Here is a 17,159-nt window from a genome sequence, read left to right as displayed (position 1 = left end):
GCACGCAGCCGGCGGGCGTGCGGCCGGCCGGCGACGCGCAGCCAGCTGGCACTGTGCAGCCAGCTGGCACTGTGCAGCCAGCTGGCACTGTGCGGCTGACGGGTGGTGCCGCGCAGCCGACAGACGGCGCGGAGCCGGCGGGTGCCGCCCCGCGGCCGGAGGGTCCCGGGAAGCCGGCGGGCGCCGTGACCTCGGCGCGGCCGAAGCGAAGCCTCCCGCGGCCGGCGCCGCACTGGCCCAGCGTGGCCGGGCGGGCGCGGGCCGACGCGGGACCGCTCCTGCTGGTCGCGGTCGTGGTCGTGGTGACCGCGCTGCTGGCCGGTGCCGTGCCGCCGCTGCTGCGCGCGACCGCGGACGCCGCGATCCGGGACGCGATCCGCCGCGCCGGTCCGGACGCGACCGTGCGGGTGCAGATCGGCTGGAGTCCGGACGACCTGCTCGGCACCCGGCAGCGCTACCCCGAGCTGGCCGACGAGGTCGACTCGGCGCGCCGGCTGGCCGGGGCGAGCCTGAAAGACGACCTCCGGACGCTGGTGAACCCGCCGATCGCGACCGCGCTCAGCGAGGTCTTCTCGATCGCCGAGGGCGACGCGCCGCGTACCATGCAGCTCGCCTACCTGGCGAACACGCCGGAGGCCGGCGGCGGTCCCGAGGTCACCTGGGTGGCCGGCGGCGCGCCAGCCGCCACCGCGGAGGGGCGGGTGGAGCTTCCCGGCGACGGTGCGTGGACCGTACAGGCCGGGCTCTCCGAACCGGCCGCCGCCGCGCTCGGCCTCGAACCCGGCGGCAAGCTCACCGTCCGTGACTCCACCGGCCTGGACCGGGACATCCTGATCAGCGGGGTTTTCCGGCCGGTCGACCCGGCCGATCCCGCGTGGCGGCTCGCGCCCTCGGTGCTCGAGCCGGTGGCGGGCGCGGACGGCTTCGGCACGGTCCGGATCGGCGCGCTGCTCTCTCGCGAATCGCTGCCGGACGCCCGGCTCGCGCTGGAGACCGGGCAGCTCACCCAGACGATCTGGATCGTACCGAACACGGACACGATCACCATGGCCGCCGCGGCGGAGCTGGCCGCCGCCGTGATCAACCTGAAGACCAGATCCGATACGTCCGGTCAGAGCGGGGAGACGATTCGCTGGGAGACGCGGCTGGACAGCGTGCTGGACGACGCCCGGGGCGCTGTCGACGCCGCTGTCACGCAGGCCTCCGTGCTGCTCGTCGCCATCATCATGACGGCCGCCCTGGTGCTGCTGCTCGCCGCGGACCTGCTGGCCCGCCGCCGCGCGCCCGCGCTGGTCACCGCCCGGCGACGCGGCGCCGCGCTGCCCGACCTCACGCTCGAACTGCTCGTCGAATCGGTGTTGCTGGCGCTGCTCGCGGGCGCGGCCGGGCTGGTCCTGGCGCTGCTGATCGCGCCCGGCGTCTCCTGGGCCTGGGCGCTGCCCGTGGTGCTGGTGGCCGCGGTCGCCGGGCCCGCGTTCGGCGTGGTCACCGCGGCACGCGCCACCCGCAACCGGCGGGCGCCCGCGAACCGGTCCGCTCGCCGCTGGGCCGAGCGGACCGGGCAGATCCGCCGCGCCACGCTGGACGCCGCTCTCGTGCTGGCCGCGATCGGCGCGTTCGTGTCGCTGCGCCAGCGCGGCATCGTGGCCGGCGACGACGGGCTCCCGGCCAGCGCACCCGCGCTCGCGGCGGTGGCGGCCGGTCTCCTGCTGCTGCGGCTGATGCCGCTCGGCACCGGGCTCGCACTGCGTCGCTCGCTGCGCTCCCGCCGGCCGCTCGCGGTCTTCGGCGCGGCCCGGGCCGCGGCCACGTCCGGTCGCGCGCTGCCGCTGCTGGCCATGGTCGCGGGTACGGCGCTGGCCACGTTCGCGCTCACGCTGGACGCGACCACCACGCGCGGCCTGTCCGACGGCGCCTGGCGCACGGCCGGCGCGGACGCCCGCCTGGAGCCGGCGCCGGCCGCGGCCGGGTCCACCGTGGATCTGTCCGCCCGGATCGCGGCGGCGCCCGGCGTCCGGCACGCGGTGGCCGGGCAGACGCTGGACGGCGTGCGCGTGGTCGCGAACGGCTCGGCCGTCACCACCCGGCTCCTCGCGGTCGACCCGGCCGCGTTCGGCCGGCTCCTGGCGGACACCCCGATCGCGGGCGCCGGCGCTCTCGACCGCCTCGGTCCCGCGACGGCGCCGGTCCCGATCCTGGTGCGGTCCGTCGACGGCACCATGAGCGCGGGCATGCGGATCGACCTGCTGCGCGAGGCCCAGTCCTCGGTGCCGCTGACCGTGGTCGGCGAGGCGCCGGCGATCGGTGACGGACCGCAACTGGTCATCGCGGACGCGTCCGCGCTGGCCGCGGCCGGCCTGCCCGTCGCGCCGAACACGGTCTGGGTCACGGGTCCCGGCGCGGCCGGCGCGGTCCGGGACGCCGGCGTCACCGGCACCACGGTGTTCCGGGAGGACATTCTCACCGGCCGCCGCGACGCCCCGCTCACCGCCGGCCTGCTGCTGCTGTCCCGGGCCGCCGCGGTCACGCTGCTCGCGTTCGGGCTGCTCGGGCTCTTCCTCGGCGCGGCCGCGGACGCGCCGGAACGCTGGCGCACGCTCAGCCGCCTTCGCACGCTCGGCCTGCGCCCACGCGACACCCGCTGGGTCGCCGCCGGTGAGCTGCTGCCCCCGGCGCTGGCCGCCGCGATCACCGGGCCGCTGCTCGGCCTGGGCCTGGCCTGGCTGACCCGGGAGGCGCTGGCGCTGCGCCTGCTGACCGGCCAGGCCGCCGACCCGGTGCTGGTACCGCCGTGGTGGCAGATCGCGGTCCTGGCCGCGATCCTGCTGGCCGCGGCCGCGCTGATCCCCCCGATCGAGGCCGTGGTCCGCCGCCACCGCAACCTCGCCGAAACCCTCCGCATCGGCGGCTGACACCCACCGCGATACCCGTCGGCGTGACTCGCTGCCCGACCCGCTGCCGCACTCGGCGACGTGACCCGCCCCCGCACCCGTCGGGGTGACTCGCTGCCGCACCCGTCGGGGTGACTCGCTGCCGCACCCGTCGGGGTGACTCGCTGTCCGCACCCGTCGGCGTGACTCGCTGCCGCACTCGGCGACGTGACCCGCCCCCGCACCCGTCGGCGTGACTCGCTGCCGCACTGGGCGGCGTGACCCGCTGCCGGAATCACGACGAATGCTCCCGGGCATGACCTGCCCGTGCTCGGGGCGTCCCCCATGTCGTTGGATGAGCATGGGGAACGCCCCGATGACGTCCGGGTCGGAAGGCGGGCGGGCAGCGGCGGGCCGGCCGGAGGGGACAGACAGGGTTGCGGGGACCTGTTACGGTGCGCACGCCGGTGTCTCTCCACTGCCGGGAGTGCGCATGCCTCCAGAGAGAAGTGCCCGAACAGCGGCGGCCGCGTTCCTCGGCCTGATCGCCGATCCGCGCGACGACCAGGCGATCGCCGACGTCGAGGCGCATCGCGCGACCACCGTCGTCAAGGGAGCCGCGCTCGTCCTGGGCGCCATCCTGGACCACGTCAATGATCATGAGCTGGCCGGCCGTACCCCCGGCTTCACAGAGGCTTGTGAACTGGCCGGTGAACGGCTGGCCGCGCGCGGCGGTGACTCCGCGCAACTGGCGGCCGGGCTGTTCTTCTTCATGTCGGTCAATGTGGAGCTGCTCCGGCGGCGATTCGATCCGCCGTCCCCGGCAGGCCAGCGCGTGTCCGACGAGACCTGCCGGCGCCTGATCGCCCACCCGCAGGCGAAACGCGCGATCCACGCGCTCTACGCGCCGGAGCGGTACACGCGGGTGGCCCGGCCGGGCGAGCGGCCGGAGTCGGCGATCTGGCGGCACCTGGACGTCGGCTCGATGGAGTACTTCAAGGCCGGCACCACGTCGCTGATCCTGACCGTCCGCGAGCAGGGCGAGACCGGCCCGGCCGGCTGGGTGCTCAAGTGTGTGCTGTTCCCGTGGGGCAACATGTCCGCGATCGCGAACGCCACCGCGGCCTACGCGTCCGTCTACGGCCGCGCGCCCGACCCGATCGTCCGGCCGAAGGCGTCGACCACGCGCTGGGTGGTACTGCCCAAGCAGGACGGCGACACGCTGCGCGAGCGGATCGAGCGGTGCCGCGCCGCGGGCGAGCTGGACCGGGCCGGGCAGCGGATCGCGTTCGCCCGGACGATCGCCGGGGAGATCATCGCGGCGCTGGACGCCACGGCGGGCTTCCAGCACCTGGACCTGTCGCCCAGCAACATCATCCTGACCGGCACCGGCGCGGTGAGGCTGATCGACCTGGGGCGCAACCACCTCTACAGCCGGCAGGTCGGCATCGCGGAGCACGACGACTCGGTCTACATCGCGCCGGAGGTGAAGAACCGCGGCGACGCGCCGACCTCGGACGTCTACTCGCTCGGCGTCATCGTGCTGGAGATCCTGTCCGGTGGGCCGCCGCGCGACGGCCGGGTGCCGGACGCGATCTACGAGATGAGCCCGGTGCTCGGCCGCGCGATGGACGACCTGATCGAGGAGCGCCCGGTGCACCGGCTGCTGCTGATGCGGCCCGGCCCGGAACCGGTCTACGAAAGACTTCAGGCGTTCCTGGCCGAGGCGTTCGCGCTGGCCGAGGCGGAGCCGGCCGCGTCGCCGAGCGCGGCCGACCGGGCGTACGCGCGGTTCGCGCCCGCGTCCCGGGAGTTGCTCACCCAGGTGCGGAAGTGGCGGCAGGCGCGGCGCAGCCCGGTGCGCTACTCCGGTTACCTGCTCTTCTTCGCGCTGATCGCGAGCGCGGTCTGGTGGTTCGTCTTCGCACGCACGGCCGTGCCGCAGATCGCCGACGTGATCAAGGAGTTCCCGAAGCTGCCCAGAGCGCCGACCGCGGCCGCGATCATCGCGTTCGCACAGGGGCTGATCAGCGCGAAGTTCTATCAGACGATCATGGCGCGGCTGACCGCGCGCGGCATCCCCGGCGTGCTGCCGCTGGCGACCGAGATCTGCATCCGGTCGACCGCGGTCATCGCGCTGCCCACCACGATCCTGGCGGTCGGCTGGAAGCCGCACCTGTGGGCGTGGTCGGTCGCGGCCGGTGCGTTCTCGGTGGCGCTGACCAACCTGCTGTGCCTGCTGCTGGCGCGGCGGCTGTTCGCGGACGGCCGCGCGCGGGACCTGTCGACCGTGCCGGACCCGGGCGTGCCGCTGCCGCGCGGGTTCGAGCAGTGGTGGTGGACGATGCTGCTCTACGCGGTGCTGCTCGCCGTCATCGCCTGGGGGTTGCAGGTGCGCTGGCTGCACGACGAGACCGCGATCGTGCTCGGGCTGATGGTGATCAACATCGGGATCCACTACATATCGAAGTGCGCGCTGGCCGGTCCGGCCATCCGCGGTGGCCTGGCCCGCGCGTTCGTCACCGGTGAGAAGGTGGCCGCGCTGCGTTCATCGTCATCGTGACCGTGTAACCGTCCGGCCCGTGCCGCTCGGTCACCGCGTCGCAGCACTGGTGGGTGACCCACAGGCCGAGCCCGCCGCGCGCGCCGTCGCCGGCCGGCAGCAGGCCCGCGAACGGGTCGGCCGGCCCGCGCCCGGCGTCCGTGACCGAGACCGTCGTGCGGTCCGGCAGTGCCCACACCCGCACCACGATCGGCGGCGTGCCGTGCCGGTGCGCGTTCGTCACCGTCTCGCTGACCGCGACGGCCAGGTCGTCCAGCGTGTCCGCCGGGAGCCGGCCGCCGTCGGCCGCGCGGACCGCCCGCCGGGCCTCGGCCGGTGACGGGTCGTGCAGCTCGGTGTGCGGCGCCGGCAGCGGCTCGCCGGTGTGCGGGCGGGCGCGTGCCATCGGCAGGAACGAGGCCGGTGGCAGGTAGGCCGGGTGCGCCAGGTGGTGACCGCCGGGCGCGGCCGCGTGCGGGTGGGTGCGGGTCACGTCCGCCAGCACGTGCGCGGGCGTGCGCAACCGGTCGTACACACACATGCTCCACAGCGGGAAGTCGTCGAGCGCGTGGTTGATCGCCGACTCGTAGCGCGCCCAGGACTCCCAGGCCGGGCCGAACGTGGAGGAGGGCACCTCACCGGCGACCCGGATCTGACCGGCGCCGGCGCCGAAATGCCGGGCGAGCATCGACCGGAACGTGCGGATCGAGGACGCGGGCCGGCTGTAGAGCGTGGCGGCCGGCAGGAAGGCGACCTTCGCGTCGGCGGGGAGCGCGTCCCGGATCAGCGCGGCCCGCTCGTCGCCGAACACGACCACGGTGGGCTCGCCCGCGGCCACGCCGGCCAGCAGGAACGGCAGCACGATCGCGAGCAGCTCGGTGGGCGAGGAGTGGAACGCCGCCTCGTGGAAGAACCCGCGGTGCCCGGCGGCCGCGCCGGTGCGCGCCGGCCGGAAGGAGATGGCGGGGGAGTCCACGCGCCCAGTCTAGGCCGCCCTCGCCGACGTCCGTTCAGCGCCGCAGAAGTGATTAAAAACGGTGAAAAACCGCAAACCATCCGGGGGTACGTCTCCCAGCCGTACCCCCGGATGGTTGGTCTTCTAGAGCGACCAGTCGCGGATCTCCGGCATGTCCTCCATGTGCTCCACCACGTAGGCCTCGTGCTCGGCCAGCTTCGCCTTGCACCAGTCCTTCAGGGCGGACGCGCCGTCGGGGCGCCGGGTCGCGTTGTTGATCGCGTCCATCACCAGGTGGTAGCGCGACGCCCGGTTGCGCACCGTCATGTCGAACGGCGTGGTGGTGGTGCCCTCCTCGACGAAGCCGCGCACCCGGAACCGGTCCGCGTCCGGCCGGCCGTGGACCAGCTGGTGGATCGCACCCGGGTAGCCGTGGAACGCGAAGATGACATCGACCGTGTCCGTGAACAGCTCGGTGAACCGTTCCTCGGTCATCCCGTGCGGGTGGTCCTTCGGCCGGACCAGCCCCATCAGGTCCACCACGTTCACCACGCGCACGGACAGCTCGGGCAGTCGCTCCCGCAGGATCTGCGCCGCGGCCACGGTCTCCATGGTCACCACGTCGCCGGCGCAGGCCAGCACGATGTCCGGCTCGCCGCCGCCGTCGTCGTTGCCGGCCCAGTGCCAGACGCCGGCGCCGCGCGTGCAGTGCTCGATCGCCTCGTCCATGGTCAGCCACTGCGGCTGCGGCTGCTTGTCGATCACGATCAGGTTGATGTACGACCGCGACCGCAGGCAGTGGTCGGCCACGCTGAGCAGCGTGTTCGCGTCCGGCGGCAGGTAGACGCGGGCGATGTCGCCGCGCTGGGTGAGCACCACCTGGATCAGGCCCGGCCCCTGGTGGGAGAAGCCGTTGTGGTCGTTGCGCCAGGCCGTGGAGGTCAGCAGCACGTTCAGGCTCGGCACCTTGGCCCGCCAGTCCAGCCGCCGCGACTCCTGGAGCCACTTGCCGTGCTGCACGGTCTGCGACGCGCTGACCATGGCGAACGCCTCGTAGGTGGCGAACATGCCGTGCCGGCCGGTCAGGTTGTAGCCCTCCAGCCAGCCGTGGCAGTTGTGCTCGGAGAGCACCTCCATCACCCGGCCGTCCCGGCTGAGCGCGGTGTCGTGCTCGAACGTCTGCTCCATGAACGCCCGGTCGGACGCCTCGAAGACCGCGCCGAGCCGGTTGCTGTTCGTCTCGTCCGGGCAGAACAGCCGGAACCGGTCGTCGTTCGCCCGGTAGACGTCGCGCAGCAGCTCGCCGAGCTTGCGGGTGGACTCGGCCCGCTCCGTGGCCGGCGCCTTCACGTCGACCGCGTAGTCGCGGAAGTCCGGGAGGTCCAGGTCCTTGGTGAGCACGCCGCCGTTCGCGTGCGGGCTGGCGCTCATCCGCAGGTCCCCGGCCGGGCTCAGCGCCGTGACCAGCTCGGCCGGCCGGCCCTCGGCGTCGAAGAGCTCCTCCGGGCGGTACGACCTCAGCCACTCCTCCAGCAGCCGCCGGTGATCCGCGTTCTCCCGGACGCCTGCGAGCGGCACCTGGTGGGCGCGCCAGGTGCCGGTGACCTGCGTGCCGTCCACCTCGTTCGGGCCGGTCCAGCCCTTGGGAGTGCGCATGATGATCAGCGGCCAGCGGGGACGGTTGCCGTCCCAGTCACCGCCGCGGGCCTGCTCCTGAATTTCCTTGATCTTGGCCCAGGCGTCGGACAGTGCGGCCGCGAACCGCTTGTGCATGCCGGGCACGTCCGCGCCGGAGACCTCGATGACGTCGTAGCCGTGGCCCTCCAGCAGCGCGTGCACCTCCTGCGGGCTCTTCCGGGCCAGCACGGTCGGTCCGGCGATCTTCGCGCCGTTCAGGTGCAGGATCGGCAGCACCGCGCCGTCCCGGACCGGGTTGATGAACGAGATGCCCTTCCAGGATCCCTCCAGCGGGCCGGTCTCCGCCTCGCCGTCGCCCACCACCGCGATCGACAGCAGGCCCGGGTTGTCCATGACCGACCCGAACGCGTGCACCAGGACGTAACCCAGCTCGCCGCCCTCGTGGATCGAGCCGGGCGTGGTGACGGAGACGTGGCTCGGGATGCCACCCGGCGCGGAGAACTGGCGGAACAGTCGGGTCATGCCGGTCTCGTCCAGCGACACCTTCGGGTAGACCTCGGAGTACGTCCCCTCCAGGTAGCCGGCCGCGACCAGCGCCGGGCCGCCGTGCCCGGGCCCGGCCAGGTAGATCGCCTCCTGCCCGGTCCGCCGGATCAGCCGGGACACGTGCGCGTAGATGAACGACAGGCCCGGGCTGGTGCCCCAGTGCCCGAGCAGGCGCGGCTTGATGTGTTCGGCCGTGAGCGGCTCGCGCAGCAGCGCGTTGTCCCGCAGGTAGATCTGGCCGACCGTCAGGTAGTTGTTCGCCCGCCACCAGGCGTCCAGACTCGCGATCTCGTCGTCATCGGGCTCGGCGAGCCTCTGCAGCAGGTCCTGGTCCGTCACCGCGTACCCCCCTTGTGCGTTTCTGTCCGTGCTCCAGGGTGCCGGAGCGCGGCCGATCCCGCAGGGGGAGGCGGACCCGGCGGGCTCGGGCCGAAGGTCCCTTGAACGGTTGACAATTCGGAAAGCGGGTCCCCTGGCAACCCGAGCGGCGTTCACTAAAGCCCACGTCGCTTCGCAGCAGGGGAGGCCGTCATGGTCAGCTACTCCACCGGCCCCGGTGACCTCGACCGGATCGTCACAGACGCCCACGCGGTCGTCGAACGTCAGCTGCAACACCTGGCCGCCGGGCGCGGGGACCGCCGGATCCTCGCCGACCAGGTCTCCTACGAGCTGGCCCGGCAGACCGACGCGGAGGAGCGCGTGCTCTGCCCCGCGCTCGCCCGGACCGGCGCGGTCGCCGAGGCCCAGCACCTGCGCGACGAGAACAGGCGGCTCAAGGAGCTGCTCGTGGTCATACAGCAGAGCGAGCCCGGCGACGAGGAGTTCGAGGAGGCGGTCGCCGAACTCATCGACGACGTCCGCCAGCACGCGGCCGAGGAAGAGGAGGATTACCTTCCGCAGCTGCGCCATCAGCTCGGCCCGGACCGCATGCCCGAGCTCGGCCGCGACTGGCTGGCCGCCATGCGCGCCGCACCGGCCCGCCCCCATCCGTACGGCCCGGCCGGCGCGCTCGCCCACCGGCTCACCGACCCGGCCACCGCCGCGGTCGACCGGCTCCGCGACCGCGTCTCCGGTCGCCGGGACGTCCTCGCCACCGACCCGTCCGGGCTGCTCGACCCGCAGGCCCAGCGCGTGCTCGACGCGTTCGCCGCGCTCCACCCGGCACCCCTGGAGACGCTCACCGTCAACCGCGCCCGCCGCCGCCCCGGACTGGCCGCCGCGGTCCGCGCCCTCTCACCCGGCTTCGCCCCGGAGCCGGTCGGCGACGCCCGAACACTGCTGCTCCGCGGCGGCCTGCCGGTCCGCGTCTACCACCCGTCCGGCGCCGCGGCCGAGCCACTGCCGGTGATCCTGTGGGCGCACGGCGGCGGCTGGGTCCTGCGCGAGGCGGAGGAGGCGGACACGATCTGCCGGGCGCTCACCAACCGCACCGGTGCGATCGTCGCCTGCCCCGCCTACCGGCTGGCCCCGGAGGAGCCGTTCCCGGCCGCGTTCGAGGACATCCGCACCACGTACCACTGGCTGGAGACACACGCGCGCTTCCTCGGCGCGGACCCCCTCCGCATCGCCCTGGCCGGCGAGTCCACCGGCGCCACCATGGCCGCCGCCACCGCCTGGAACCTCCGCCTCACCGACGCGACCCTCCCGGCCGCGCTGTTGCTCGTCCACCCGCTGACCACACTCGCCCCGCACGGCGACAGCATGACCACGGAGGCCGATGCGAAGCCGCTGACGCGTACCGCGCTGTCCTGGCTGCTCACCCACGCGATCCCGCCGTCCATCGGCACCGACCCCTGGCTCGACCTGCTCGGCCTGCCTGAGCAGACGCTGACCGGCCTGCCGCCGACGCTGCTGATCACGGCGGAGCGGGACCTCCTGCGCGACCAGGGCGAGGCGTTCGGGCACCGGCTCGCCGCGGCGGGCGTGCCGGTCACCACGACGCGCTACCACGGCGTGCCGCACGGGTTCCTCGCCGCCGCGCCGATCCTGGACACCGCGCAGCGCGCGCTCGCGGAGTGCGCCGCCCACCTGCGCCGCGCCTTCGCCGGCCTCCCGGCGAAGCCGGTCTGAAGCCGGGCTGAAGCCCTCGTCCCGTTCACTGCGGTGCAGAGGGAGAAACGCTACGAGGGGAGCATCGGCGGCGGTGGGATCGTCGTCGACCGCACCGGCTACCACTCGATCGGCGACTGGGTCAGCGCCTACCGCATCCGCTGAGAACGCCGCCCGGTCCGCGCGCGAGCGCGGACCGGGCGCGGTCTTGATCTACCATGCCGAGCCGTGGGGACCGACCTGACGACGCTCTACCGCGAGGCGTCCGGCGCCGCGGGTGGCCGGTGGCACGTGCTGGTCACCCGGCACGGGACGCCGGTGCTGGAGGAGGACGCGGACGCGGTGCTGCACGCCTACAGCGTGCAGAAGGTCGCGGTCGCGGTCGCGGTGCTGGACGCGGTCGACCGCGGCGTGTTCGCGCTGGACCACCGGGTCGACGTGCCGCCCGGGATCGTGCTGCCGGGCAGCGGGATCTACGCGCTGCAGACCGTCTGGGGCGACCGGGTCACGGTGGCTAACGTGCTGGCCGCGCTGCTGCTGGTCTCGGACAACACCGCGGTGCGGCTGTGCGGGGAGCTGGTCCCGGCGCGGGAGATCAACGAGATCCTGGCCGCGAAGGGGTTCACGCGCACGCGCGTCGAGCCGGTCGACGACCCGCACCGGTTCTTCCTCGGCGTCACCACGCCGCGGGAGACCCACGACCTGTTCACCCGGCTCGCCGCCGGCACGCTGCTGTCGGCCGCGAGCACCGCGTTCGTGCTGGGCGTGCTGCGTGCGCTCAGCGGATACCACGACGGCGTACGCCGGGTGATGTCGTCGCAGGACCGGGCGCGGGTGGCCAGCAAGTACGGCGCGGACTGGCAGGACGGGTTCGCGTCCCGGCACGAGGCCGGCGTGGTCTTCGACGAGGCCGGCCGGCCGGCGGTGGTGTTCGCGCTGTTCGCGGACCACCTCGGTGACGTGCTGAACTACGGCTCCACGCACCCGGCCGTGCAGGCGCACGCGGTGCTCGGACCGGCGCTGGTCAGGCTCGCGAGGACGACATAGCGTCGACCAGGCGCTGGCACGGCCCCGCGAGGTTCCACTTCTCGGCGAGCGCGACCAGCGCGTCCGGGTCGGCCGGCGCGGCCGGCAGGTCGAACGACGTGGACGGCAGCGGCACGTCGGTGGCGACGCGGACGACCGGCCCGGCCGCCGTGAGGTAGTCGCGGGCCGAGGCGAGCTTGGTGCGCAGGCCGGCGGCGAAACCGGCGTCCGGGTCGTCCAGCGCGGCCAGGATGTCCTCGATGCCGCCGTAGCGTTCGACCAGCCGGGCCGCGGTCTTGTCGCCGACACCGGCCACGCCGGGCAGGCCGTCGCTGGGGTCGCCGCGCAGCGCCGCGAAGTCCGCGTAGCGCTGGGCCGCCACGCCGTACTTCGCCTGGACCAGTGCCTCGTCCGCGTCCTCCAGCTTCGCCACGCCGCGCCCGCAGTAGAGCAGCCGGGTGCCGCGCGCGTCGTCGACCAGCTGGAACAGGTCACGGTCGCCGGACGCGATCTCGACCGGGCCGGGCTGGGTGTGCGCGAGCGTGCCGAGCACGTCGTCGGCCTCGTAGCCGTCGACGCCGAACGCCGGGATGCCGACCGCGGCCAGCAGGTCCAGAATGATGGGAACCTGCGGCACGAGCGTGTCCGGCACCTCCTCGACGGACGGCGCGACCGCGACGCGGTGTGCCTTGTACGACGGGATCAGCGCGACCCGCCACTCCGGCCGCCAGGACGCGTCGAGCGCGCAGACCACCCTGCCGGGCCGGCGGGTGCGGATGAGCGTGGCGAGCATGTCGGTGAAGCCGCGGACCGCGTTGACCGGGCTGCCGTCCGGCGCGCGGGCCGCGGACTCGGGGATGCCGAAGTAGGCCCGGAAGTAGAGGCTGGCCGAGTCGATGGCGAGCAGCGGTCGCTGGTTCACATCCGTCACACTAGTCGGCGTGCGAAGGTAATCCTCGGGAGCCACTGACTTACGGACGGTGAACGTGCGCGAAAGCTTCTCACACAACGGCCCCCCGGTCTGCGCCCCACAACCGCGCCGACCTATTGTCTGCGGGTGTCCCCGACTCCTACCTCTCGGGCCGCTACTGTGACTTCTGACAGCGCCCCCGAAGACCCGCAGACCTCCCGACGGCCGCTGCGCGTCGGGATGATCGTCATCAGTCAGTACGAGTCGGATCCCCGCGTCCGCCGCCAGGCCGAGGCGCTGGTCGCGCGCGGTGACGAGGTGACCGTGCTGGCGCTCGCGGCCGAGGGCCGCCCCCGCGAGGACGTGGTCGAGGGCGTGCGGGTGATCCACCTGCCGGTGAAGAAGTACCGCGGCTCCTCCGCCAAGGCCTACCTCGGGCTCTACGGCTCGTTCGGCGCTCGCGCGACCGCCTGGCTGACCCGGCACCCGCGCCGTTTCGACGTGCTCCAGGCGCACTCGATGCCGGAGGCGCTGGTCTTCGCGGGCATCGCGCAGCGGCTGGCCGGCGTGCCGGTGCTGCTGGACGTGCACGATCTGACCAGCAAGCTGTTCGCGGCGAAGTTCGAGGGCAAGAGCGCGATCATGTCGGGTGTGCGCCTCTCCGAGCGCGCCGCGCTGCGCTTCGCCACCGAGGTCATGACCGTGCACGAGCCGTACGCGGACCTGGTCCGCGCGGACACGAAGAAGCCGGTCTCGGTCGTGATGAACTGCCCGGACGAGCGCCTGTTCGCGCCGCGCCCGGAGCCGCGCCGCTGGGACCAGGACGGCGAGGTCGTCTTCAGCTACCACGGCCTGATCGCGCCGCGGCACGGCCTGGTCAACGTGGTCAAGGCGCTGAAGGGCGTCCGCGAGACGATTCCCGGCGCGCGCGTGCAGATACGGGGTGGCGGCGACGGCATCGACGAGGTCGCGGCCACCGCGCGCGAGCTCGGCCTGGAGGACGCGGTCGACCTGCCGACCAGGCTCTACTCGATGACCGAGATCGTCGGCGAGCTGACCGACGTGCACATCGGCCTCGTCCCGAGCATGCTCGACCAGTGGACCGAGGGCGTGCTCCCCACCAAGCTGCTGGAATACTCCGCGCTCGGCGTCCCGTGCATCACGTTCCGCAACCCGGTCATCGAGCGCTACTTCCCGGACGACGCGGTCACCTACGTCGACCCGGCCACGCCGGAGACGCTGCGCGAGGCCATGATCGCGCTGGCCAAGGATCCGGACCGGGCCCTGGAGCAGGCCGCCCGCGCCGCGAAGGTGATGGAGGGTCTGCGCTGGAGCGCGCAGAAGGAGATCTACTTCAGCGTGATCGACCGGCTCGCGGCCCGGAAGAACCGTGGTTGAGCAGACGACGGAACGGCCCGCCGCGCCCGGGATGGCGCGCAGCGGGGTCGCCAGCCTCGCCGCACTGGTCGCGCTGGGCCTGACCCGGCTCGTCCATGGCACGCTGGTCGCCCGCGCGACCGAGCAGGAGGTCTACGGCCTGGTCGGCACGCTGGTCGCGGTCAGCACGATCGCCAGCCTGCTGCTGCCGGCCGGCCTGGCCAGCGCCGCGTCCCGGTTCATCCCGTTCCAGCAGGGCCGGGGTGACGCGGGTGCGGTCGGCGCGGTCGACCGGATGCTGTCCCGTCTCGGCCTGGTCGCGGCCGTGGTGCTCGGCGGGGGCGCGGGCGCGTTCGCCTGGCTCGTCTACGACCTGGCACCGATCGACGTGGTGCAGGTGGTGCTGCTCTGCGTGACCTTCTGCGCGTACACGGTGCAGAAGGCCACGCTCTACGCGTTCGGCGAGATCGCGCACTACGCGAAGCTGGAACTCGCCTCGTCGGTGATCGCCATCGGCGCGACCGTGGTGGTGGTGCTGACCGGCGTGCCGCTCTACATCCTGCCGCTGGCGCTCGGCTACGGCCTGTTCGGCCTGGCCGGCTGGCTGCGGCTGCGCGGGCCCAGAAGGCGACTGCCGCGGGGGTACGTTCCGGACGTCCGCGAGATCTGGATCTACATCGGGCTGGCCTGCGTCGGCACGGTCTGCGCCAGCGGATTCCTGCAGGGCACCCAGCTGCTGGCGGGCTGGGTCACCACGGACGACGGCGTGGTCGCCTACTTCACCGCCTCGGTCACGCTGGTCGCGCCGTTCTACTTCCTGCCCCGCGCGCTCGGCATGGTGCTGTTCCCGGCGATGGCACGGGCGCACGGCGCCGGGGACGCCGAGGGCGTGCGCAAGCAGGCCGACATCTCCACCCGCGCGCTGCTGGCCGCGCTCGCACCGCTGTTCGTGGGCGCGATCCTGCTGGCGCCGGAGGTGCTGGCGATCTACGGCGGCGTCGAGTTCGCCGACGGCGCGCCGATCCTGCGGCTGATCCTCGCGGGTACGTACCTCGCGGTCATCCCGGTCGCGGCCGTGAACTCGCTCTCCAGCGGCGAGCACGTCCGGGTTCCGACACTGGCCGCGGTGGCGGGCGCCAGCACCGGCCTGCTGGCGGTGGCGCTGCTGACCCCCGTGTTCGGCGCGGCCGGCGTGGCGGCCGGCTACGTGCTGGGCACCGCTATCACGGCCGGCATCCCGCTGATCACGGCGTGGCGTCTGCTTCGGATGTCCTGGTTCGGCCCGGTTCTACGTGCACTCAGCGTAGTCGGGTCGGCACTCGTTCTGGCGGCCGTCCTCGACCACCTCGACGCAGGTGTGATCTGGGACGTCACGGCCGCTCTGCTAGGCGCTTTGATCGCGGCATCGGTGCTGGTAGGAGACCTTCGCAAGCTCTGGCGCGAAGGTCGCGGCACGCCCGCCACCCCGGGTAGCGGTGACACAGCGTGAAAGGTAGCCTTTCGGCGGACGGTGGTCCCACACCGGCGTCCGCGATCCGTAAATGTGGCCGGAGACCGATCCATGGACCGGTGCGGTCCATGGTCACCGCCACTGTCCTTGTCCGACGGCGTTCGGCCCCCGCGGGGCCGACAATGACCGCCACCGGCTCGGTGGCGGCGGGAAGAGTTCAGGTTGTCTTCGATGGTCCTCGCGCGTGACGCCGAGCGGGATGATGCGGCGCCGACGGCGCGACGTCTGATCCCCCGCTGGCTGTCCGGAGTCCTGCTCGTCCTGCTGTCCCTCCTCCTCGTCGAGGTCGTGATCGAGGCGTGGGTCCAGGTGCTGTTCAGCAGCACCACGATCGACGCCCAGTACCGGGTCGTGGAAGACCTGCCGACCTGGCCCAAGACCCTCAAGAACGCCATCTACCTGTCCATGCTCGCGCTGAGCGCACTGGTCCTCGCGCTCGAATGGCGGCGGTGGCGCGAGTTCACCACCAAGGCGGACATCTCGCTCGCCGTGCTGGGCGTGGTGCTGATCCTCGCGGGCCTGGTCAACGGGTCCGAGATCTCGCTGATCGCCCAGGCCGGCTACGTCTACCTGCGCGGCGTGATCGTGTTCTACGCCTGGCGGGTCGCGTTCCCGTCGCAGAAGCACATCCGCTGGGCGCTCATCCCGGTCGGCGTGCTCGTCATCCTCAACTCGGTCCTCGCGATCTGGCAGACGCTGGCCGGCTACCAGGCGTACCAGATGGTCGGCTGGAACAACATGACCTGGGCCCGGATCAACCGGGCACACGCGCTCATGGACCACCCGAACCACCTGGGCCACTTCCTCACGCTCGCGATGCTCGGCCTGCTCTGCTGGTTCATCGTGCGGAAGAACGTCGGCTGGAAGCTGTGGCTGCTGTTCGGCTTCATCGCGCTGGCCGGCTCCGCCACCCAGTCCCGCGAGTCCGCGCTCGGCTTCCTCGGCGCCGCGATCGTGCTCGCGATCCTCCGCCGCGGGAAGTACGTGGTGATCACGGTCGCCACCGCGATGGTGCTCGCGTTCGCGGTCGGTCAGGTCGTGATCTCCCCGGAGAACCGGACCGAGCTGGCCCGCCGCCTGGCCGGCGTGACCAGCGCGCTGTCGCTGCCCAGCGGTGCCGAGGCGGACGGCTTCTGTGTCCAGGGCAACGCCGGCTGCGAGGAGGAGAACAGCATCCCGCAGCGCGAGGTCCGGGTGCTCTACGCGCAGCAGGGCATCAAGCTATTCCTCCAGCAGCCCATCCTGGGTTACGGCATCGGCCAGTTCGGCGGCATCGCGGCCTACACCGCGGACCCGAAGTGGTTCGAGGACACCCGCTTCGGGCCGGAGGGCTTCGAGCTCTACGGTTCCAACGAGAAGCAGGTCGACTCGTTCTGGCTGCACCTGCTGGTCGAGACCGGTACGCTCGGCGTCCTCGCCTACCTGACCTGGCTGTTCTTCCTGGCCTGGCCGCTGCTGCGCAGCGCCTGGGCCGACCGGAAGGAGCGCTGGAAGGAGAACCGGGCCGGTCCGACCACGCTCTGGGGCATCGCGGTGCTGGTCTTCGCGGTCCTGGTCGCCGCGCTCGCACCGTCCCTGGAGGACCCGGTCTTCCCGGCGATGCTCTTCTCCGTGCTGGGCATCTCCTGGGTGATGCTGTCCCGCGCCGGCGCCCGGACCCCGGTCCCCGCCGCCGTGGAGACCGCCGCGCCCGCCGACGAGCCGACCGCTCGCCGTACCGACGAGGAAGTTTAGGG

10 protein-coding genes are annotated in these 17,159 nt (G+C 73.1%); 7 read left to right on the top strand and 3 right to left on the bottom strand.

Features of this window, described 5'->3' with window-relative positions:
• The first annotated feature begins 242 nt into the window (after positions 1 to 242).
• Positions 243 to 2,912 (top strand): FtsX-like permease family protein, encoded by a 2,670-nt coding sequence (locus J2S43_RS20810; RefSeq protein ID WP_306831684.1) that lies wholly within the window; start codon positions 243 to 245, stop codon positions 2,910 to 2,912.
• Positions 2,913 to 3,363: 451 nt separating this feature from the next.
• On the top strand, positions 3,364 to 5,433 hold the full coding sequence (locus tag J2S43_RS20805) for a protein kinase domain-containing protein (protein WP_306831680.1): 2,070 nt from the start codon (positions 3,364 to 3,366) through the stop codon (positions 5,431 to 5,433).
• On the opposite strand, the gene J2S43_RS20800 is transcribed toward J2S43_RS20805, so the two are convergent.
• Both J2S43_RS20800 and J2S43_RS20795 read right to left on the bottom strand, forming a co-directional pair.
• Positions 5,390 to 6,388, bottom strand: a complete 999-nt coding sequence (locus J2S43_RS20800) for an anti-sigma factor RsbA family regulatory protein (RefSeq protein WP_306831678.1) — start codon at positions 6,386 to 6,388, stop codon at positions 5,390 to 5,392. The genes J2S43_RS20805 and J2S43_RS20800 overlap by 44 nt on opposite strands.
• A 123-nt stretch (positions 6,389 to 6,511) precedes the next feature.
• Positions 6,512 to 8,890 carry a phosphoketolase family protein gene (locus J2S43_RS20795; RefSeq protein ID WP_306831676.1) on the bottom strand — a complete coding sequence of 793 codons (2,379 nt, stop codon included), beginning with the start codon at positions 8,888 to 8,890 and terminating at the stop codon, positions 6,512 to 6,514.
• Positions 8,891 to 9,082: 192 nt separating this feature from the next.
• Between J2S43_RS20795 and J2S43_RS20790 the strand changes: the two genes are divergently transcribed.
• Both J2S43_RS20790 and J2S43_RS20785 read left to right on the top strand, forming a co-directional pair.
• Positions 9,083 to 10,621 (top strand): alpha/beta hydrolase fold domain-containing protein, encoded by a 1,539-nt coding sequence (locus tag J2S43_RS20790; RefSeq protein ID WP_306831674.1) that lies wholly within the window; start codon positions 9,083 to 9,085, stop codon positions 10,619 to 10,621.
• Between the two features lie 207 nt (positions 10,622 to 10,828).
• Positions 10,829 to 11,647, top strand: a complete 819-nt coding sequence (locus tag J2S43_RS20785; protein WP_306831672.1) for a serine hydrolase — start codon at positions 10,829 to 10,831, stop codon at positions 11,645 to 11,647.
• Here J2S43_RS20785 and J2S43_RS20780 read toward each other — a convergent pair.
• On the bottom strand, positions 11,625 to 12,548 hold the full coding sequence (locus J2S43_RS20780; RefSeq protein WP_306831670.1) for a 5'-3' exonuclease: 924 nt from the start codon (positions 12,546 to 12,548) through the stop codon (positions 11,625 to 11,627). The genes J2S43_RS20785 and J2S43_RS20780 overlap by 23 nt on opposite strands.
• A 168-nt stretch (positions 12,549 to 12,716) precedes the next feature.
• On the opposite strand from J2S43_RS20780, the gene J2S43_RS20775 reads away from it, so the two are divergent.
• The 3 genes from J2S43_RS20775 (at position 12,717) to J2S43_RS20765 (ending at position 17,157) form a co-directional block, all read left to right on the top strand.
• Complete coding sequence (locus J2S43_RS20775; RefSeq protein WP_306831668.1) at positions 12,717 to 13,934, top strand: glycosyltransferase family 4 protein; 1,218 nt, start codon at positions 12,717 to 12,719, stop codon at positions 13,932 to 13,934.
• Entirely contained in the window at positions 13,927 to 15,402 is a 1,476-nt protein-coding gene (locus tag J2S43_RS20770; protein ID WP_306831666.1) for a lipopolysaccharide biosynthesis protein, read from the top strand. Before J2S43_RS20775 ends, J2S43_RS20770 begins: the two co-directional genes overlap by 8 nt.
• Positions 15,403 to 15,594: 192 nt before the next feature.
• A complete protein-coding gene (locus J2S43_RS20765; protein ID WP_306831664.1) occupies positions 15,595 to 17,157 on the top strand; it encodes an O-antigen ligase family protein in 1,563 nt (520 codons plus the stop codon).
• The last annotated feature ends 2 nt before the right edge of the window (positions 17,158 to 17,159 follow it).

It is taken from the genome of Catenuloplanes nepalensis (genome assembly GCF_030811575.1).
GTDB classification, from domain to species: domain Bacteria; phylum Actinomycetota; class Actinomycetes; order Mycobacteriales; family Micromonosporaceae; genus Catenuloplanes; species Catenuloplanes nepalensis.
The sequence above is the reverse complement of the archived record's forward strand: the minus strand, read 5'-3'. Positions and strand labels throughout refer to the sequence as shown.